Source organism: Streptomyces sp. NPDC001700, from assembly GCF_053596435.1.
The window spans coordinates 21,715-40,547 of the sequence record NZ_JBSFGE010000031.1; the positions used below are offsets into that span (position 1 = coordinate 21,715).

An 18,833-nucleotide genomic window follows, 5' to 3' on the forward strand; every position below is an offset into this window, starting at 1 on the left:
CAGCCGGGTCTGCTACGGCTCCGCTGCCCGATCCCCCCGCGCGGGCAAGCGGAGCCGTAGTGCATTTCCCGCCCACCGCCCGTCCGACCCACCGCCCGTCCGACCACCACTCGTCCTCCGACACCAGCCGAGGGGGTGCCTTGCGCATCGTCGATCTGTCCGCACCGGTGGACGCCCCCGCGCCCGGTGGTTCCACCGGCGTGTGCGGGATGTCGCGCGTCATCGACCGGATGCCGATGGAGTGGTTCCTGCGCCCGGCCCATGTCCTGGACATCACCGGAGCCGACCCGGACACCCGCACCGCCGGGGTCGAGGACATCGAGAAGGCGCTCGCCCGGACCGGCTGCCGCCCCCGCCCGCTGGACGTCGTCCTGCTGCACACCGGCGCCGCCTGCTGGGCCGGTACGCCGCGCTACTTCACCGACTTCACCGGCCTCGACGGCCCCGCCACCGACTACCTCCTCGACCTGGGGGTCCGGGTGATCGGCACCGACGCGTTCAGCCTCGACGCCCCCTTCCCCCAGATGATCCGCCGCTACCACGCCACCGGCGACCGGTCGGCGCTGTGGCCCGCGCACTTCGCGGGCCGCCGCCGGGAGTACTGCCAGATCGAGCGGCTGGCCCGGCTGGACACCCTGCCGCCCACCGGCTTCCGGGTCGCCTGCTTCCCCGTCAAGATCGCGGGAGCGGGTGCGGGCGCGGGCTGGACCCGCGCGGTGGCCCTGCTCGACGAGGGGTGAGCCCGGTGGTGACGGCACATCAAGAGGTCGACACCGAGGTCTGTGTGGTCGGCGGCGGCCCGGCCGGGCTCGTCCTCGCGCTGCTGATGCTGCGCTCGGGGGCGCGGGTGACGGTGCTGGAGCGCGCCCGCGCGCACGAGCGGGAGTCCCGGGGCGAGATCCTGCAGCCCGGCGCGCTGGCGCTGCTGGACGAGCTGGGGGTGCTCGCCGGGGCGCGGGCGCGCGGCGCCCAGGAGCACGACCGGTTCCGGCTGTTCGAGGGCCACCGGATGCTGCTGGAGGCCGACTACCGGCTCCTCCCCGCCCCGTACGACCATCTGCTGTCCCTGCCCCGGACCCATCTGCTGGACGAACTCCTCGCCCACTGCCGCCGCTCGCCCGGCTTCCGCTATCTGCCCGGCCGGAGGGTCGGCGGTCTGGTGTGGCGGGACGGGCGGATCGCCGGGGTCACCGCCGACGGCCCGGACGGCCGCTGCACCGTGCGGGCCCGGGCCGTGATCGGTGCGGACGGGAGGTACTCCCGGGTCCGTCGGCTCGCCGGAATCGGCGCGGGCCGCACCGAGGCGCTGCACCAGGTGCTGCTGTGCTGCACCCTCAGGACGGGCGGCGCGGACGCCCCGCCGCTCCGCGAGGTGCGGGTGTTCCGCACCGGGGACGGCCCGGTGGTGGTCTACGGCTCCTGGCCGGACCGCGTCCACCTCGGCTGGACGCTGCCGCTGCACGGCCACCGCGCCCTCACCGCGCTCGGCCCGGACCGGATCAGGGAGCGGCTGGCGCGTGCCGTGCCGCCGTACGCGACGGCCATCCGCGAACAGGTCCGCCCCCTGGGCGACCTCGGCCTGCTGGACGTCTTCTCGGCCCGCGCCCGGCGCTGGGTGGACGACGGTCTTGTGCTGATCGGCGACGCCGCCCACACCCATGGCCCGATCGCCGCCCAGGGCATCACCCTCGCCATCCAGGACGCGGTGGTGCTGCACCCCATACTGGTCGGCGCCCTGGCCGCGGGCGACCTCGGCGCGGATCGGCTCGCCGCCTTCGAGGGGCGCCGTGGGCCCGATGTCGCGGCCGTCATACGGATGCAGACGCGGCAGAGCCGGGCCCTGCTCTCGGGCAGCGCGTTCGCCACCCGTGTGCGCCCCCATCTCGCGCGGGCGCTGCGCCACACCCCACTGCACCGCAAGATGCTCCAGCGCATCGCGTTCGGCGGTCCGCCGATCCGCGTCATGGACGACAGGGCGGCATCCATGCGCCCCTGACCCGGACCGGGTGCCCGCAGCGAGTGACCCGATCGGGTGACCCGGATCGAGGCGGGCTCAAGTCACGGCGGCGACCATGGCTGTTCTCACCAGCACCCCGCCGGGAACGACCGCGAGGAGGGCGCCGATGGTGCCGAGGGTGTCACACGCAGCCGGGCCGTCCGTCGTGGTGCTGGGCGGCACCGGCGCCCTGGGCGGTGCGGTCCGGAGCGCGTTCGAGGCCGTGGGAGCCCGGGTGCTGGTGGTCTCCCGCCACGAACCGGAGCCCGGCGAGACCGTCTCCTGGGCGGGCCTGGATCTGACCCGCGCCTCGTCCGGCCAGCTTGCCGCCGTCCTCGCCGGGACCGCCCCGGACATCGTGGTGAACGCGGCCGGGCTCACCCGCGGCGGCACCGAGGAGGAGCTGGCCGAGGCCAACGCCGGGCTGGTGCGCACCCTGGTGGAGGCCGTCGCGGCGCTGCCGTACCGGCCCCGGCTGGTGCAGCTGGGCAGCGTCCACGAGTACGGCCCGGTGTGCCGAGGCGTCGGCATCACCGAAGACCTGCCGCCCGCGCCGGTCAGCGCGTACGGCCGCGCCAAGCTGCTCGGCGCCCAAGCCCTGCTGCGCGCCACCCGGGCCGGTGCGGTCGACGGCACGGTGCTGCGGATCGCCCAGGTCTTCGGCCCTGGCGCGCCCCGCGCCGACCTGCTGGGCACCGTCGCCCGCCATCTGGCCTCCCACCGCCCCGGACCGCTGCGGCTGGAACCGCTGGCGGGGCGCTGGGACTTCGTGGACGTCCGGGATGCCGCCGCCGCGGCCCTCGCGGCGGCGACGGCGCCCCGGGCGAGCGGACAGGTCGTCAACATCGGCTGCGGACAGGCGCTGAGCGTGCGGCGGCTGGTGGAGCGGATGATCGTGCTCAGCGGGCTCGGCGTGCCGCTGGTGGAGGAGCCGGGCGCTGGAGGCCATGGAGCGGGCCCGGCCTGGCAGCGGGTGGACATCTCCCGGGCCCGGCTGCTGCTGGGCTGGCGGCCGAGGTTCGGCACGGTCCGGTCGCTGCGCGACCAGCTGGCCGAGGCGGGCGCCCCGGACCGGGCGGCGGTGGCGCGCTCATGATGGACCTCGGTCTGGACGGGCGTACGGTCCTGGTCACCGGCGCCACCGGCGCCATCGGCCAGGCAGCTGCCCGCGCCTTCGCCGCGCAGGGCGCGCGGGTGGCGCTCGCCTACCGGAACCGCCGCGAGGCCGCCGAGGAGCTGGCCGCCGAGCTGGCGGGCCCGGACGGCAACCGGGCCTTCGCCGTGCCGTACGCGCTGGAGGACACCGCGTCGCCGCGCTGGGTCGTGGCCGCCGTCGAGGAGCGCTGGGGCGCGTTGGACGTATTGGTGGCGAACGCCTGGCGGCGGGGCGCGCGATCCGACGCACGCGCCCGTTTCGAGGACATCCCCGAGGGGGACTGGCTGCCGGTCGTCGCGGACAGCCTCGCCCCTGTGATCCGCACGGTGCAGTGCGCCGTCGTCGGGATGCGGGAGCGCGGCTGGGGCCGGATCGCGCTGGTGTCATCGCGCCGGGTGCCCGACGAGTTCCACGGCGCGGCCGAGGCCGGGCTGCACGGTCTGGCCCGAGGCCTCAGCGGGCAGGTCGCGGCGGACGGCGTGCTGGTCAACGCGGTGTGCCCGGAGGGCGCGCCCTCCGGGGCCGGGGCCGCCGCGCAGACCCTGCTGTTCCTCTGCTCGGCGGCCAACACCCATCTCACCGGCCACACCCTCACGCTCACAGGCGGCTGACCGGGGAGGGATCGTGCGCGTCCTGTTCACGACCTGGGCCCCGGGCGGGCATCTGATCGCGCTGGTGCCGCTCGCGCGGGCGTTCCTCGCGGCGGGGCACCAGGTGCGGGTCGCGGTCCCGGGCGGCTGCGCGGCGGCGGTCGCCCGGGCCGGGCTGATGCCGGTCCCGGCCGGTGTGCTGCCGCGCGCGCTCGGCGTGCCACCGGCCGTGGCGCGCCGCTCGCGCGGCATCTGGCCCGCGGACTGGCCGGTGCGGCCCGGGGTGCTCGGCCCGGAGCAGCACGGGGTGCTGCGCGCCCTCGGCGACCAGCGGGTGGCCATCGCCGAGGCCATGGCCCAGGGGCTGGTGGCCTACGCCCGCTGCTGGCAGCCGGAGCTGGTGGTGCACGACGCGAGTACGTACGCGGGCACGGTGGCCGCCGCGGCGCTCGGCGTGCCCGCGGTCGGTCAGCTGTGGGGGAGTACGGCGCTGCCGCGCCTCGACCGGCAGCGGCTGGACGGCCCGCCGCTGCCCGGCTACGCACGCCTGATGCGGCGTTACGGGGCGGACCCGGCGCGCGAACCGGAGCTGTGGCTCGACCCCTGCCCGCCGAGCCTGGTGCTGCCGTCGCCGGAGCGGCGTCTTCCGGTGCGGTTCGTCCCGTACGAGTCCCCGTATGAATCCCGGTACGAACCCCGGTACGCATCCCGGTACGAGCCGCCGTGCGGGCCGCCCCAGGAGGCCCCGTACGAGTCGTCGCACGGGGCGTACGAGGGGGCGTACGACGCGGCGGGCGAGCCGTCGTGCGATTCCGTCCGCCCCGGGCCCGCCCGGATCTGCGCCGTATGGGAGGACGCCGCGGGCCCGCCCGAAGCCGTGCGGACGGCGCTGCGGGCGGCCGAGGCGCGCGGGGTGGAGGTCGTCCGGCTGGGCAGCGCCGCCCAGGGGCGGCCGCCCGCCGGACCGCTGCACCGGGTGCTGCCGGGCTGCCGCGCGGTGCTCCACCAGGGCGGCGGGGCCGCCGTCCTGGCCGCGGCGGTGGCCGGGGTGCCGCAGCTGATCGTCGCGCCTGGCCCCGAGCAGCAGCTCAACGGTGTGCGGGTGGCCATCACCGGTGCCGGGGCGCATACCCCCGCCGACCTGCTCGGCGGTTCGCCCCGCATCGCCCGGGCGGCCGGGGCCCAGCTGGCCCGGGACCTCTTCGCGCTGCTGGAGCAGCCGTCGTACGTGGTCGCGGCCCGCGCGCTGCGGGAGGAGGCCCGCTCGATGCCAGGACCGGAGGCGGCGGTCGCACGGTTGACGGGCCGCCCCGAGGGCACCCGGGGCACACGAAAGGCCCCTCACGCTCGGTGAGAGGCCTTCCGTATGTCGGTGCGCCGCCAGGGACTCGAACCCCGGACCCGCTGATTAAGAGTCAGCTGCTCTAACCAACTGAGCTAGCGGCGCCTGCTGACGTAGAAGACCTTAGCACCCGGGTCAGGCGAAGTGAAAATCGATATCTTTCAGCCCGGAAACAGGGCGGGTTCGCTGGTCACAGCCGTGCCGTCGGCGTCCGCACCGGCCGTGGCACGCAGCGTGCGGGCCGCTCGGACACAGGCCCACAGCAGCACCTCGGGCCCGGGCAGCCAGGGGCTGCGGACGTCGGGGGCGACGAGCCAGCGGGGTGAGGGGGCGTCGTACGAGGCGATCTCCGCCGGGGGCTCGGGCTCCGCCGCGCCGGGGTCCTGGGGGTACAGGGGCGGTACGGTCACCGTGTCCCCCCAGCCGTAGCAGAGCAGCGGGGGTGCCGTGCCGCCCCACTCCTCCCAGCCGAGCAGCGCGGGCAGCCGCTGGGCCGCGCCCGGGGTGGCGAACAGCAGGACCCGGCCGCCCTGGGCGGCCACCGGACCGGTGCCGGGGCCATCGGTCCATAACCGGCTCACCACCCGGCGCCCGAAGAGCGCGTCCATGCTGACGACGTCGAACGCGGTGCCGCACGGCAGCGGGACCGAGGCCGCCGGATGCCGCGCCCAGAGCGCGTGGATGCCGCGGGGGGACCGGCTGGCGGAGGCGAGCCAGTCCGCGCCGGCCGGGGTGACGTAGGCGGCGGTGTGAAGTGAGTCCCGAGGCGTTCTGCTCATGTTTCTACAATTACCGTCGGCAGGAGAGGTATCGGGGGATGCGGCAAAACCAGGACATGGCGCGGGGTGATGGGGTACCTTCCCCTCGCATATGCCCCCGGCGCATGATCGCGGCAGGACGCGGCCCGTTCGTGCGGGTTTCCCGTGCGGAGTACGCCCATCAGTCCGGCAGCTCGCCGCTTTGTATCAGTTCGCGACCGAACTCGATCATCTTTTTGGCGTAGTCCTCGGTCCACTCCGCCCGCTCGGCGATCACAGCGGGGGTCAGCCGGTCGAACCGTCTCGGATCGGCGAGCTGCGCGGCCGCCATCGCCTGGAACTCCATGGCCCGGTCCGTCGCCGCGCGGAACGCGAGCACCAGCTCGGTCGAGCGGGCGAGGAGTTCGCGCGGATCCTCGATCGACTCCAGGTCGAAGAAGTGCGCCTCGTCCTTGACGGCGGCGGCCGGTTCGAAGAGCAGCGCGGCCGGTTTCATTCGCCGTGGCGCGGCGCTGGTCGGGCCTTGAGCCGGATCCGGCTCGGGCATGTGATCTCTCCTCCTGGGTCGTGAGACACGTTCTGTTCGCGGTGCGTCCTGCTCCCATTGTCGCGCGGGAGGCAAGACCGCCGCCCCCACCAGGGGTGTCTCCCCACCGACCCCACCTCCGAACCCAGCGCCCCGGTCCGGACCCCCGGGCCCGGCGGGACTTTCGCGGGCGCGTCCTTAAGGCCGCCAGGAGACGCGGTGTTCGGCCAGGTGCGACAGGACGGCGTGGTTCGCCTCCCAGCCGTCCGGGAACTTCACCGTCACCCCCAGCTGCACCGGTTCCGTCGACGGATGCTCGTCCAGCAGCTCCGCCACCCCCGCCCGGCACACCACCACACACGCGTGCCGGTGCCGCGACGCCAGCACGCACAGCCGGCCGGTCTCCAGATGGAACGCGGTCGCGTCCGGGCGGCCGGACAGCGGGTGCAGCACCACCGTCAGATCGAACTCACGTCCCTGGAGGCGGTTCGCCGTATCGACGGTGACGCCCGACACTCCGAGCCCCGCCAGCGCCGCCCGCACGGCCGCCGCCTGGTCGCGGTGCGCGGTGCCGACCGCGATCCGGTCGGCGGTCAGCGGCACCGGCTCGTCGGCGCGCTCGCTGACCGCCGCACCGCCCCGGTCCAGCGTCCGCCGGACCACCTGGGCCACGGCCGCCACCGCCTCCGGGTCGGTGCGCGGCGTACGGCGGGCCGGAAGCTCCAGCAGCCCCCACCCGGAGACGGCGGCCTCGTCCAGCACCCGGTCAGGACCCGAACCGTCCGAGGGCACCCCGAAGCTCAGCCGCCGGTCGCCGTGGTCCGTACCGCTGCGGAAGGGCGTGTACGGATAGAACGCGTCCGAGACCAGCGGCGCGGCCGACGCGGGCAGCCGCCAGGACACCGGCAGCCGGTGCTGCGGAAGCCGCGGATTGTGGGCCAGGAGCGTGGTCACCGCGCTGGCCGACGGGTCGTACGAGAGCCCCGCCCACTGATCGGCGCCCACCACGCTGAACGGGTCGAGCTGCCCGGGGTCGCCGACGAACAGCGCCCGCTCGAAGAGCCCCGCGACGGCCAGCAGCGCGTCCGAGCGCATCTGGTACGCCTCGTCCACGATCGCGTGGCTCCACGGCTCGACGTTCTTCACATGCCCCCACTTGGCGGCCGTGGAGACCACGATGCCCAGCCCCGCCAGATCCGCGACCTTCGCCGAGCAGCGCACCGCCGGATGCTCGTCGAGCACCGGATCGTAGGGATGCGGATCGCTGCTGTGCAGACGGCCGACCGGAAGGTCCGGGTCCGCCGTGGCGAGCCGGTCCACGAGGTCGTCCACCTGCGCGTTGGTCTGCGCGACGACCATCAGCGGCCGCCCGGCGGCGGCCAGCTCCCGGGCCGCCCGGACGACCAGCGTCGACTTGCCCGCGCCGGGCGGGGAGTCCACGACGACACCTCGGTGGGTGCCGTGCAGGGTGTCGTGCAGGATCGCGTCGGTCGCGCGCGCGGCCGCGGCCGACGGGTCGAACGGCTCGCCCTTCCCCGCACGGGCCGCCCGGTCCGTGGCGATCACCGTGAACCTCCGAGGATGCCCCGGCCATCAAGCCGGGAGGAATCGGACGAGATGGCTGGTACGATGTCCGATGTGCTGAGCGAGAACCAAGCCAGCACAGCGACTCCTTTGCTTGTTGTGCCAAACCGGGCTGGTTCCAACCCGGCTGGTGTTGATCGTGTAAGACCTGTCGACCCGCAGGGCCGCAGGCGACGTGAGCCAGGAATCCCCCTGCCTTCAGCTGGGGGAGGGCTCAAAGAAAGTCCTCCTCGGTCACGGGGTCGGCGTCCTGCACGGCGGCGTCCGGCGGGCCGCCGTGGGTCCACGGGGTGCTCTCGGGGTCGGGCAGCTCCGGACCGCCGCGCGGGGCGTGCTCGAACAGCGTCCAGCACACCCGGTCGCCCGGCTCGGGCACCGAACCCGGCTCCGGCTCCTTGCCCCGGCCCATGCCCCCGGTCAGCCGGACCACGAACGCGGCGGACGCGCCCCCGGGGCCCTCGGCGGGCTCCTCCACGGGCTCGGCGTCCCCGGCGAACTCCCCGGTCTGCGTCCGGCCGTCGTCCATCACCCGGTACAGCTTGATCCGCTCGGCCAGGTGCGGGCGGTCCTCGGTGCGCACCGTGACCAGCGGCCGCGGGCGTGGCACCTTCGCCTCCGACCAGGCCATCTCCACCTCGGTGACCTCGCCCGCGAACGCCTCCCCGGACAGCCGCCGACCCGCCATGACCAGCGGATCGTCCAGCGCCTCGTGCGCGTCCAGCTGGGCCTGCGCGGTCTCGCGCGCGGCGAGCTTCTGCGCCGCCGTCACCGCGTCGTCCCGCTTCGGCTGGGGCGGCTCACCGGCCCGGACGCGGTCCCGGTGGCCGGTGTACGACCAGCGGTCGCGCTTCCAGCGGTCCGCCACCCGCGCGCCCTCCGGCAGCTGACGCAAGCGATCCACACCCCGCCACAGCGCGTCCCAGGTGGGCGTCAGCTGGGACGCGATCAGCTCGCGCAGCTCCGCCTCGGCCGCCCGCAGCCGCGCCTCGCCCCCGGCCACGCCGCCGGTCACCTCGGAGCGCGCCGCGTCGTACCGGGACATCGCCGGGGCCAGCAGCTTGTTGTCGAAGGCCGGGTCGGTGGCGGGGCCCGCTGGCGGGTACAGCAGCTGCCCGTCCCCGTCCCGCGCCGACTCGGTGTGCAGCGCCGCCTCCGCGCCCGGGACGCCCTCCGGCGGGTCGATCCAGGCCAGCAGCGAGCCCAGGTGCTGGTCCTCCAGATTGCTCTGCCCGGTCGCCCAGTGCCGCCCCAGCAGCTCGGTCAGCGACAGCAGCAGCGAGGAGCCGGGCACCCGGGACCGCTCCCCGTAGTGCGTCAGCCACCGGCCGAGCAGCGGTACGCGCGCGGGCGCCGGGAACGGCGTCTCCGGGTCCTGCTCGGCGGTGCGCCGGAACCGCATCGACCGGCCCAGCAGCCGCACGAACGCCACGCCCGAGGCGCTGGGCACCAGCAGCTGCGGCGCGTCCGCGCACAGCTCGACCTGGACCGGCACCTTCTTCCCGGTCTCCGGGTCGGTCTCCTTGCGCTCCTCCAGCTCGACGTCGTCCGCGTACCCGTCCAGGTACGGAAGCATCTCCTCCGCCAGCTCGGCGAGGAACGCGAACCGCAGATCACGGTTGCGCGGCTGCGCCACGATCAGCAGCCGCGGCGCGTCCCGGTCGGTGCCCACCAGCGCGCCGAGCGGCGCGCCCGTCTCGCCCGCGGTGGTCAGCGGTACGAACGCCAGTGGCCGCTGGGACAGATGCCGGTGCCGCACCGTGGTCAGCGGCCGCGCCCGGCCCTCCCGGACGGCCTCCATCCGGGCCAGCGTGGTGATCAGCGACATACCGCCTCCGCAGGCCGCGCGGCGGTGGCCAGGGCCTCGGCGCGCAGGGCCGCCGCGCGCCGCAGGGTGTCCACGGCCGGGTCGCCGGTGGGCTGCGGACCGCCGGATTCCAGGGCGGCCGCGAGCACGGCCTCCACCGTGGTCAGCCCGCCCAGGTCACCCCGTACGCCGCGCCCCAGCGACTCGACGGCGCCCGCCGCCCGGGCCCGCTCCCGGCAGTGGAGGGACAGCTCACAGGTGGACAGGCACTCCGGCGCGTACGCCGCGTCGACCGACTCGACCGCGGCGGTCAGCTCCCCGACGGGCCGGGTCGCGGTCTGGCCGTCCTCGGTGAGCCGCAGGTCGAAGGTGGTGCCCTCGGGGAGGGCGGCGGCGATCTCCTCGATCCGGGTGAGGCGGCCCAGCTGCCGCCGGGTCACGGCGAGCTGCTTGCGCACATCCACGAGTTCGGCGGTCGGCAGGTTGGAGAAGTCCTTGGGGCAGACGAGCAGCACCTGATGCCGCACCCGGGCCCGCACGCCCTCCTGCTTGCCCTCCGGGCCCTCGGTGACCTCCCCGAGGTGGGCCGCGATCCGCTCCAGGGCCAGGGCGTAGACGGCCGACTGCCGGGCCGCCGCGCCGACCTTGGCCGGGTCGGCCGCGCCGTCCACCATGGGGAAGGACTTGATCTCGACGACCGTCCAGGAGCCGTCGGGGTGCACCACGACCGCGTCCGGCTCCAGGAAGGCGGGGGAGCCCGCGACGTCCAGGCTCACCATCGGATGGTCGAGCAGCGCCCACCGCCCCGCCGAGGTGGCCTCCCGCAGCGCCAGCGCCGTACGGGCCGTACGCCCTTGGGGACCGGCCGCGGTCAGCTCGGGGGTCGCGGTGGTGTCCGGATCGGGCGCGGCCGAACCGTCGGCCAGCCGCTCGTGCAGCAGCCGCGTGAGCAGCGCGCCGCGGTCGGCCTTGACGTGGGCCTCGAAGGTATTGCCGCGCTGGTGGGCGAACTGGGACTGGCCGAAGGGCGCGGGCGCTCCGAGCGCCCGCGCGAGCGCCCCCTTGTCGACCCCGGCGCCGTCCAGCAGCGCGCGGCGGCGGCAGCCGGGGTTGGCCGCCAGCGCGGCCAGCGCGCGGGCGTCCATCGGATGCGGAACGGCGGAGGGGCCGCGCAGCTCAGCGAGCTGGTGCCGCAGCGCCGTCGCCCGCACCGGCTCCCCGGCCGTGGCCGGCACCGGCACCGGCTTGCCGTCCGCCGCCGTCGCCGCCACCCGTACGTTGCGTGTCCGCGCCCCTGCCCTGCTGTCGGGGGATCCGTTCCCGTTCCCGTTCACGGGCCGAAGTCTCGCACTTGTCACTGACATTCGCGGCAGCGCCGGGGATTCCGGCGGCGGTTCCGGCGGCGGTTCCGGTAGCGGCCGCGCCCGTGGCAGCTTCGGTGGCGGCGTCGGCGGTCCGGGTCGCGATGGCGGCTCGGGCCGGGTGGAAGCGGTCGCGGACGGCGTCCGCGAGCCGCAGCGCGGGCCGGGTCAGCAGCGCCCCGGCCCCGACGGCGGCGGCACCCGCGGCCGCGTCGAGGAAGTAGTGGTTCGCGGTGCCCATCACCACGAGGGTGATGACCAGCGGATAGACCACGGCGACGATCTTCGACCACACCGAGCGCCCCTGCCACCACAGCGCTATCCCGCACCACAGCGCCCAGCCCACATGGAGGCTCGGCATCGCCGCGTACTGGTTGGTGAGCCCGCCCATGCCACGTGGCGCGGACGCGTCACCGCCCCACCAGCCGTAGGCGCTGTATTGAGCCATCGTGTCGACGAAGCCCTGGCTCGCCTCCAGCAGCCGCGGCGGGCACGTCGGCACCACGACGAACCCGACCAGGCCGATCATCGTGGTGACCAGCAGCCAGGTGCGGGCGAAGCGGTAGTCCGAGTTCCGGCCGCGCCTCCACAGCCACACCAGGACCGCCGGGGTGGCCGCGTAGTGCAGTGACGCGTACAGGAAGTCGGCCGGTATGCCTATCCAGGCGTGCTTGGTGAACAGGTCGTTGAGCGGCGACTCGAAATCGATGTTGAGCTGCCGTTCGAAACGGAGGATTCCCAGGCCGTGGTCGACGGCGGTGGACACATCGCCTTGGCCCAGCAGCCGACCGCCCGCGTACGCGAGGTACACCACCGCGATCAGCGGCAGCTCGGTCCACCAACGGGCCCGACTGCCCAGTGTCGCTCCGTCACGGGGCGCGGTTTGGGGCATCCGGACGCTCTCCCAGTCAAAAGTCAGGCGGCCACAACATGGCGCGCGGTCAACCGTACGGTGTCGTCGAGGCGGCCCCCGCACCGCCCCCGGGGACCCACGGTTGATAACCGCGCGAGCAGGAAGACGTCAGGAGTCCCCCCAAGGTTGCCTCTCGATCACGTGCGCGATGATGGATGGACAACGAACGGACAGAGATCCGTTCCCCAGAGCGCGTAGAGCGCAGGTATTCCGCGGGCGGTCGCGTGGCATGGCGCACGGGGCGCGCGGCAGGCACGTCATCCGGTGAAAGGCGACCCCATGGCACCACGCATCCTCCTGGCCCGGCACGGACAGACGCAGTGGTCGCTCCTGGGCAAGCACACCGGCCGTACGGACATCCCGCTGCTGGACGAGGGGCGGCGCGGCGCCAAGCTGCTCGGCGAGCGGCTCCACCAGACCCCCTGGGCGGGCCTGCCGGACGCCGAGGTGCGCACCAGTCCGCTCGTACGCGCCCAGGAGACCTGCGACCTGGCGGGATTCGGCGACCGGGCGCAGGCCTGGGACGCCCTGCTGGAGTGGGACTACGGCGCCTACGAGGGGATGACCCCGGCCGAGATCAAGGCGGACCGCCCCGGCTGGCTCATCTGGCGCGACGGCGTCCCGGAGGGCGAGTCGCTCGCCGCGATCACGGCCCGGGCGGACGCCGTGGTGGAGTGGGCGCGCTCCGCCGACCGGGATGTGCTGGTCTTCGCGCACGGCCACATCCTGCGCACCCTGGGGGCCCGCTGGCTCGGCTACGACGTCTCCTTCGCGGCCCGGATACGCCTCGACCCCACGTCCCTGTCGATCCTGGGGTGGGCGTACGGCGAACCGGCCATCGAGCGCTGGAACGACACCGGGCACCTGGGCTGACCTCCCGCCGCCGCGATCGCACGGTCAGACCGGGCTTTCGCGGTGGGCCTGCTGGTAGCGGGCGAGGAAGTCCGCGACCGACGCGTTACGGCCGTGCGGGCGCAGCAGCCGGGCGGTGTCCTCCAGCATGCGGCGGATCCGGGAGGACGTGACCTGGTTCAGCAGGCCCAGGGCGCGGCCCGCCGCCACGGCGGCCGCCTCCGGCTCGCCGTCCGCCACCAGGTCGTTCGCCAGCTCCGTGGTGAACAGGGCGATGTTGCGGGTGAAATGGGGCTTCTGGAGGGAGACCGCGCGGCGCGCGTGCTCCGCCGCGCGCCCCCAGTCGCCCAGTGCCGACCAGCACTGCGCCTCCAGGCCCTCCAGTTCGGCCTCGCCGAAGAAGGTCATCCACTCCGGGTCGTCGTCGCAGGGGCCTCGGCCGAAGAGCGACTGGGCGCGCAGCAGGGCCCGTTCGCAGCCGCCGCGGTCGGCCAGCCAGGCCCGGCCGCCCGCCTCGCGCAGCGCGATGAGCGACAGCAGCCGGGGCGAGGCCAGCCGCCGTGCGGCCCGCTGCGCGGCCTGGGCGGCGCGTACGGCCTCGCGCGGGCGGCCCGCGTCGCGGGCCAGGAAGGCGGTGTTGCAGAACGCGTGGGCCTCGAGGGCGGGATCGCCCGTGACGCGCGCGGTGGCCAGCGCCTCCGCGTAGTGCGAGCGGGCGTCGGTGAGCCGCCCGGAGTCATGGGCCAGCCAGCCCACCGAGATGGCCAGCTCGCCCGCGCCCGCGTGCAGCCGCTCCACCACGGAGCGGCCGTAGCCGCCCGCGTCGAGCAGCGCGTACGCGGCGCTCAGCGGGCGCGCGGTGTGCACGTAGAGGCTGTCCGCGCCGTGCCGGTCGTCCAGCAGCCGGATGCGGCGCACGGCCTCCTCCACGGCGGCCGCCTCGGCCTGTCCGGCCCGCCGGGAGGTCCGCACGGCCTCGGCGGCGGCCACCGCCCCGCCCGCCATGAACGCACGCCGTAGCAGTTCGCTCTCCTCGAAGATGTCGATGTCGGCCGGGGCGCGGGGCTCCGGCTCCGGACGGGGTGCCGGAACGGCGGCGGGCCCGACCGGGCGGCCCCGGACCGCCTCGCGCGGGGTGAACCCGAGGTCGGTGAGGGCGCGGCCGGGGAACATATGGCGGAAGACGCGCTCGTACGCGTAGTTGGGGCAGCGGATCGCCCCCGACTCGACGCGGCCGATATAGCGCGCGTCACAGGAGACCTGTTCGCCGATCTCGCGGGCCGCGCGCCGTACGGACGCCGCGAACTCGGCCGGTGAGAGCTGCCCGCGTAACAGCCGGAACGCGGTGTTCGGGCGGGGGGACGTGACTGGCGAGGCTGGCGAGGATTCCGGAAGCGGCCTCATGGTGACCCTCCCTACGGTGCTGCCGTGTCGGCGGGGGAGAACCGTACCGGTTACGACGTTCCGGACATTTGGATATTCCCGGCAATAAAGACAAGTCACCCTCGATCTGCCATGAACTGCCATCCTTTACGGCGGCATTCGGCCGTAGCCGTTGACACTGCCGAGCGTTGAACCCTGAGCAACCCGATGAAGAGGGAGGCCGGAGTGGATATCAGCCGCTCGCGGACGACTGCCCAACATCACCCGCGCCAGGAGTGTGATCTGGTCACCGTGCCCGCCCGCCAGGGGCTGGAGGCGGTGGACATCCTGCGCCGCGGCTGCGACGGCCTCGGCCCCGTGATGCACGACAACGCCTGCGACACCCTCGGCTTCCTGGTGCCGCCCGGCACCGCGGACGGCTGGGACATGCCGGGCAGCGCCTGCACCGAGACGGCCGGGCGCGGCATGCGCATAAACGACGGCGGCGCCGTGGGGCAGGGCGCCACCCACTGGCTGGTGCCACCGGACGCCGCGTACACCGGCGCCACCGACCCCGCCGAGCTGCGGGCCGCGCTCGGTGAGGCGGCCCGTACGATCGAGGCCGTCGACCGCTGTCAGTAGCCCTGTGACCAGCCCCGATGCCGGGCGGTGGACCGGCTGTCGGTGGCCCGGCCCATACTGGGGCACATGGCGAAAGGCACGAAGAAGCGAGCGGCGGAGCGCGGGCGCGCGGCGGGCCGGGGGCGCACCCCCGAGCCGGTCACCGCACCCGTCGACGGGGGCCTCGCCGAGCTGGTGCCGGACCGCGACCGCCCGCGCGGCTGGACGCTGCTGCTGGACGGCAAACCGCAGTCCCATGTGGACCTCGACGACCCCGCGTATCTCGACTTCGAGTACCAGCGGCGGCTCGGCCACGCCGCCGATCTCGCCGCCCCGCCGGGGCGCCCGCTGCACGCCGTCCACCTGGGCGGCGGCGCCTTCACGCTGGCCCGCTACATCGCGGCGACCCGGCCCCGCTCCACCCAGCAGATCGTCGAGATCGACGCCCCGCTCGTCCAGTTCGTACGGCGCGAGCTGCCGCTCGGCCCCGGCGACCGGATACGGGTGCGGGGCGCCGACGCCCGGGCCGGGCTCGCCAAGGTGCCCGAGGGCTGGGCCGATCTGATCATCGCGGACGTCTTCAGCGGGGCCCGCACCCCCGCGCACCTGACCAGCCAGGAGTTCCTGGCCGAGGTCCGCCGGGCGCTGCGCCCCGGCGGGCTGTACGCGGCGAACCTCGCCGACGGGCCGCCGCTGGCCCATCTGCGCGCCCAGATCGCCACCGCCCGCGCCGCGTTCGCCGAGGTGTGCCTGACCGCCGACCCGGCCGTGCTGCGCGGCCGCCGCTTCGGCAACGCCGTCCTGCTGGCCGCCGACCACGAGCTGCCGGTGGCCGAGCTGACCCGCCGCGCCGCCGTGGACCCGCACCCCGCCCGGGTCGAACACGGCCGCGCGCTCGCGGACTTCACCGGCGGCGCGGCCCCGGTAACCGACGCGACAGCCACCCGTTCCCCGGCGCCCCCGGCGGCCGTCTTCGACTAAATCTGTCGCATTCCACAGATCTGGTCGTGCGTCCCCGATCCGATCGCTAGCGTGCCCCCCGTAGACCACCCAACTCCGTACGCAGGGCAGGCAGATGATGAGCCGCAGGTACCGCCGTCGCCGCACCGTGGGCCGGGGCACGATGGCGATCGGCGCGACCGCCGTCGTCCTCGTGGCGGGCGGGGCGGCGTTCGCGCTGAGCGGCGCGGTCGGCGGCGGCGAGTCGGTGAACGAGGCGCCGGACCTGGGCGCGGGTACGGGACCGGGGACGGGACCCGGGACCGCGCCGGGCGGGACCCCCAGCACGACACCGGGCACGCCCCCGGGCACGACGCCGGGGCAGCAGGGCAACGGGGAGGGGGTGGCGGCCGCCGCGCGCTTCGCGCCGTACATCGACACCTCGCTCCACGTCCCCTACGACATGGTCGGCACCGCGCAGAAGACCGGCGTCAAGGAGTTCACGCTCGGCTTCGTCTCCCCCGGCGGCGGCTGCACCCCCGAGTGGGGCGGCAGAACCGCGCTCGGCGGCGACAAGGTGGCCCGGCAGACGAAGGCGCTGCGCGCGGAGGGCGGCGACATACGCGTCTCCTTCGGCGGCCAGTCCGGGAACGAACTGGCCCTGGCCTGCTCCTCGGTGGACGAGCTGGCCGAGGCCTACGGCGAGGTCGTGGACCGGTTCAAGCTCACCAAGATGGACTTCGACATCGAGGGCAAGGCGCTGAAGAACGCCGAGGCCAACACCCGCCGGGCGCAGGCCATCGCCGCGCTGCAGAAGGAGAACCCCGGCCTGGACGTCTCCTTCACCCTGCCCGTGATGCCCACCGGCCTCACCCGGGACGGCGCCGAGCTGGTCGCCGACGCCGAGAAGAACGGGGTGAAGATCTCCGCCGTCAACATCATGGCGATGGACTACGGCACCTTCTACGACGGCGACATGGGTCAGTACGCGATCGACGCGGCCACCGCGACCCAGAAGCAGCTGAAGCGCGCGCTGAAGCTGAGCGACGAGGCGGCGTGGAAGGCCGTCGGCGTCACCCCGATGATCGGCGTCAACGACGTCAAGGTCGAGATATTCACGGTCGAGGACGCCACCCAGCTGGTGCGGTTCGCCCGGACCAAGGGGCTGGGCAAGCTGTCCATGTGGTCCGCGACCCGCGACAAGCAGTGCGCGGGCGGCGCCCAGAAGTCGGCGTCGGCGATCTGCAGCTCGGTCGAGCAGGACGCGCTGGCGTTCACCAAGGAGCTGGGAGCGTATAGCGGCTAGTGGTGGGGGGTCTCCTGCTGCTCCCGGTACTCCTCGGCCGTCGGCTTGGCGATCTGGCCGCCGTCGCCGAAGTAGAAGCGGGACAGCCGCGCCCGCAGCCGCACCGAGCGGGACAGTTTCCGTTCGACCCCGGCGCCGTCCACGGCCGGTGGCAGCTCCAGGGGCTCGTACTGCTCGTAGGCCGTCAGTGTGTACCGCTCGCCCGGTGACAGCGGCTCGTGCACCTCGATGTACTCGCCGTGCGGCAGCCGCTGGATGATGCCGGTCTCGCGGCCGTGCAGCACCATGTCCCGGTCGCGCCGCTGCAGCCCGAGGCAGATCCGCCGGGTGATGGCGAACACCACGAGCGGCACCACGAAGAAGCCGATCCGCCCGGCCCAGGTGATCGCGTTGATCGACAGATGGAAGTGGGTCGCGAAGAGGTCGTTGCCGCCGCCGATCAGCAGGACCGTGTAGAGGGAGATCCAGGCGGCGCCGAAGGCGGTGCGGGTGGGGGCGTTGCGCGGGCGCTGGTTCAGATGGTGTTCGCGCTTGTCGCCGGTGATCCACGCTTCGAGGAACGGATAGAGCCAGATGGCGAGCAGCACCATCGGGAAGACCACCAGGGGGATGAAGACTCCGAGGACCAGGGTGTGGCCCCACAGATTGATCTCCCAGCCGGGCATCAGCCGGATCAGCCCCTCGGAATAGCCCATGTACCAGTCGGGCTGGGCGTCGGTGGAGACCTGGTCGGGCCGGTAGGGGCCGTACGCCCAGATCGGATTGATCTGGGCGATGCCCGCCATCAGGGTGGTGATGCCGAAGACGAGGAAGAAGAACCCGCCGGATTTGGCGACATAGACCGGCCACAGCGGGGGACCCACGATATTCATGTTCTTCTTGCCGGGCCCGGGCCCGTGGGTGTGCTTGTGATAGACGAGCAGGATCATATGGAGGGCCAGCAGGCCGAGCATGATACCGGGAATGAGCAGCACATGGAGGGTGAAGAGCCGGGGGATGACGATCGTCCCGGGGAACTGCCCGCCGAAGAAGAAGAACGACAGATACGTGCCGACGATCGGCACCGACAGGATCGCGCCCTCCATGAAGCGCAGCCCGGTGCCGGAGAGCAGGTCGTCGGGGAGCGAATAGCCCATGAAGCCGTCGAACATGCCGAGAATGAGCAGTCCGGCGCCGGAGAGCCAGTTGATTTCGCGTGGCTTGCGGAAGACGCCGTTGAAGAACGTCCGCATCATATGGGCGATCATGCTCGCGATGAAGAGCACGGCCGCCCAGTGGTGGATCTGCCGCATGAGCAGGCCGCCGCGCACGTCGAAGCTGATGTCCATGGTGGACTCGAACGCCTGGGACATGCGGATGCCGTTGAGCGGCTCGTAGCGGCCGTGATAGACGACCTCGTTCATGGCGGGCTCGAAGAACAAGGTCAGGTAGACGCCCGTCAGAATGATGATGACGAACGTGTACAGGGCGATCTCGCCGATCAGGAAGGACCAGTGGTCGGGGAAGACCTTCCGCAGATTGGCCTTGGCCATCGAGAAGAGGCCGACCCGCCCGTCGAACCACCCGGCGAGTGCCTCGCCCTTTGCTTTGCTCATATCTCATGCATTTACCAGCACTGTCCGCCGTTCGCCCCGTCGGCCGGGCGTGTGGACCACGCCGTAATCCATTCGGGCCAGTGCCGGTTGCGCGCGGAATGAAAAGGCGGCTCCGCCCACCCCCCACA

General features: G+C 73.9%; 16 protein-coding genes, 1 tRNA gene and 1 pseudogene. 9 read left to right on the plus strand and 9 right to left on the minus strand.

The features are described 5' to 3' along the window. Nucleotides 1-167 precede the first annotated feature (167 nt). The 5 genes and pseudogenes from ACWC5C_RS36665 to ACWC5C_RS36685 all read left to right on the plus strand — a co-directional run. Nucleotides 168-740, plus strand: a pseudogene (locus tag ACWC5C_RS36665) (cyclase family protein); the annotation flags it as partial. 8 nt (nt 741-748) lie between these two features. Beyond that, on the plus strand, nt 749-1,996 hold the full coding sequence (locus ACWC5C_RS36670) for an FAD-dependent monooxygenase (RefSeq protein ID WP_450882766.1): 1,248 nt from the start codon (nt 749-751) through the stop codon (nt 1,994-1,996). 139 nt (nt 1,997-2,135) lie between these two features. Continuing rightward, nucleotides 2,136-3,092, plus strand: coding sequence for an NAD-dependent epimerase/dehydratase family protein (locus ACWC5C_RS36675; RefSeq protein ID WP_450882768.1), 957 nt, complete (start codon nt 2,136-2,138; stop codon nt 3,090-3,092). Then, nucleotides 3,089-3,763 (plus strand): SDR family NAD(P)-dependent oxidoreductase, encoded by a 675-nt coding sequence (locus ACWC5C_RS36680; protein WP_385437821.1) that lies wholly within the window; start codon nt 3,089-3,091, stop codon nt 3,761-3,763. Before ACWC5C_RS36675 ends, ACWC5C_RS36680 begins: the two co-directional genes overlap by 4 nt. A 13-nt stretch (nt 3,764-3,776) precedes the next feature. Then, nucleotides 3,777-5,096, plus strand: a complete 1,320-nt coding sequence (locus tag ACWC5C_RS36685) for a nucleotide disphospho-sugar-binding domain-containing protein (RefSeq protein WP_450882770.1) — start codon at nt 3,777-3,779, stop codon at nt 5,094-5,096. Between the two features lie 19 nt (nt 5,097-5,115). Here the strand turns inward: ACWC5C_RS36685 and ACWC5C_RS36690 are convergent. From ACWC5C_RS36690 to ACWC5C_RS36720, 7 genes are all read right to left on the minus strand, one after another. Then, nucleotides 5,116-5,189: transfer RNA gene (locus ACWC5C_RS36690), tRNA-Lys, on the minus strand. Between the two features lie 56 nt (nt 5,190-5,245). Then, nucleotides 5,246-5,863 (minus strand): bifunctional DNA primase/polymerase, encoded by a 618-nt coding sequence (locus ACWC5C_RS36695; RefSeq protein WP_450882772.1) that lies wholly within the window; start codon nt 5,861-5,863, stop codon nt 5,246-5,248. A 160-nt stretch (nt 5,864-6,023) separates the two neighbouring features. Next, entirely contained in the window at nt 6,024-6,389 is a 366-nt protein-coding gene (locus ACWC5C_RS36700; RefSeq protein ID WP_450882774.1) for a hypothetical protein, read from the minus strand. Nucleotides 6,390-6,566: 177 nt separating this feature from the next. After that, nucleotides 6,567-7,934 (minus strand): AAA domain-containing protein, encoded by a 1,368-nt coding sequence (locus tag ACWC5C_RS36705; RefSeq protein ID WP_450882776.1) that lies wholly within the window; start codon nt 7,932-7,934, stop codon nt 6,567-6,569. 232 nt (nt 7,935-8,166) lie between these two features. Beyond that, nucleotides 8,167-9,777 (minus strand): hypothetical protein, encoded by a 1,611-nt coding sequence (locus tag ACWC5C_RS36710; RefSeq protein ID WP_450882778.1) that lies wholly within the window; start codon nt 9,775-9,777, stop codon nt 8,167-8,169. Continuing rightward, nucleotides 9,768-11,027, minus strand: a complete 1,260-nt coding sequence (locus tag ACWC5C_RS36715) for a hypothetical protein (protein ID WP_450882780.1) — start codon at nt 11,025-11,027, stop codon at nt 9,768-9,770. Before ACWC5C_RS36715 ends, ACWC5C_RS36710 begins: the two co-directional genes overlap by 10 nt. Then, nucleotides 10,933-12,009, minus strand: coding sequence for a phosphatase PAP2 family protein (locus ACWC5C_RS36720; RefSeq protein ID WP_450882782.1), 1,077 nt, complete (start codon nt 12,007-12,009; stop codon nt 10,933-10,935). The genes ACWC5C_RS36715 and ACWC5C_RS36720 overlap by 95 nt, the downstream gene beginning before the upstream one ends. 300 nt (nt 12,010-12,309) lie before the next feature. Here ACWC5C_RS36720 and ACWC5C_RS36725 point away from each other — a divergent pair, with 300 nt between their 5' ends. Then, a complete protein-coding gene (locus ACWC5C_RS36725) occupies nt 12,310-12,903 on the plus strand; it encodes a histidine phosphatase family protein (protein ID WP_450882784.1) in 594 nt (197 codons plus the stop codon). Between the two features lie 24 nt (nt 12,904-12,927). Here ACWC5C_RS36725 and ACWC5C_RS36730 read toward each other — a convergent pair whose 3' ends face one another. Further along, a complete protein-coding gene (locus ACWC5C_RS36730) occupies nt 12,928-14,286 on the minus strand; it encodes a tetratricopeptide repeat protein (RefSeq protein ID WP_450882786.1) in 1,359 nt (452 codons plus the stop codon). Nucleotides 14,287-14,472: 186 nt separating this feature from the next. Between ACWC5C_RS36730 and ACWC5C_RS36735 the strand changes: the two genes are divergently transcribed. The 3 genes from ACWC5C_RS36735 (at nt 14,473) to ACWC5C_RS36745 (ending at nt 17,110) form a co-directional block, all read left to right on the plus strand. After that, nucleotides 14,473-14,886, plus strand: a complete 414-nt coding sequence (locus ACWC5C_RS36735; protein WP_385437807.1) for a hypothetical protein — start codon at nt 14,473-14,475, stop codon at nt 14,884-14,886. A 66-nt stretch (nt 14,887-14,952) separates the two neighbouring features. Then, complete coding sequence (locus tag ACWC5C_RS36740; protein WP_385437805.1) at nt 14,953-15,846, plus strand: spermidine synthase; 894 nt, start codon at nt 14,953-14,955, stop codon at nt 15,844-15,846. A 94-nt stretch (nt 15,847-15,940) separates the two neighbouring features. Next, nucleotides 15,941-17,110 carry a chitinase gene (locus tag ACWC5C_RS36745; RefSeq protein ID WP_450882788.1) on the plus strand — a complete coding sequence of 390 codons (1,170 nt, stop codon included), beginning with the start codon at nt 15,941-15,943 and terminating at the stop codon, nt 17,108-17,110. On the opposite strand, the gene qcrB is transcribed toward ACWC5C_RS36745, so the two are convergent. Next, nucleotides 17,107-18,705 carry a cytochrome bc1 complex cytochrome b subunit gene (qcrB, locus tag ACWC5C_RS36750; protein ID WP_450882790.1) on the minus strand — a complete coding sequence of 533 codons (1,599 nt, stop codon included), beginning with the start codon at nt 18,703-18,705 and terminating at the stop codon, nt 17,107-17,109. The genes ACWC5C_RS36745 and qcrB overlap by 4 nt on opposite strands. Nucleotides 18,706-18,833 lie beyond the last annotated feature (128 nt).

Bases quoted from the DNA above. Each gene is read 5' to 3' on its own strand.
- ACWC5C_RS36700 (WP_450882774.1), bottom strand. From the start codon at position 6,389: ATGCCCGAGCCGGATCCGGCTCAAGGCCCGACCAGCGCCGCGCCACGG.
- ACWC5C_RS36740 (WP_385437805.1), top strand. From the start codon at position 14,953: ATGGCGAAAGGCACGAAGAAGCGAGCGGCGGAGCGCGGGCGCGCGGCG.
- ACWC5C_RS36725 (WP_450882784.1), top strand. From the start codon at position 12,310: ATGGCACCACGCATCCTCCTGGCCCGGCACGGACAGACGCAGTGGTCG.
- ACWC5C_RS36695 (WP_450882772.1), bottom strand. From the start codon at position 5,863: ATGAGCAGAACGCCTCGGGACTCACTTCACACCGCCGCCTACGTCACC.
- ACWC5C_RS36735 (WP_385437807.1), top strand. From the start codon at position 14,473: ATGAAGAGGGAGGCCGGAGTGGATATCAGCCGCTCGCGGACGACTGCC.
- ACWC5C_RS36720 (WP_450882782.1), bottom strand. From the start codon at position 12,009: ATGCCCCAAACCGCGCCCCGTGACGGAGCGACACTGGGCAGTCGGGCC.
- ACWC5C_RS36710 (WP_450882778.1), bottom strand. From the start codon at position 9,777: ATGTCGCTGATCACCACGCTGGCCCGGATGGAGGCCGTCCGGGAGGGC.
- ACWC5C_RS36730 (WP_450882786.1), bottom strand. From the start codon at position 14,286: ATGAGGCCGCTTCCGGAATCCTCGCCAGCCTCGCCAGTCACGTCCCCC.
- ACWC5C_RS36745 (WP_450882788.1), top strand. From the start codon at position 15,941: ATGATGAGCCGCAGGTACCGCCGTCGCCGCACCGTGGGCCGGGGCACG.
- ACWC5C_RS36680 (WP_385437821.1), top strand. From the start codon at position 3,089: ATGATGGACCTCGGTCTGGACGGGCGTACGGTCCTGGTCACCGGCGCC.
- qcrB (WP_450882790.1), bottom strand. From the start codon at position 18,705: ATGAGCAAAGCAAAGGGCGAGGCACTCGCCGGGTGGTTCGACGGGCGG.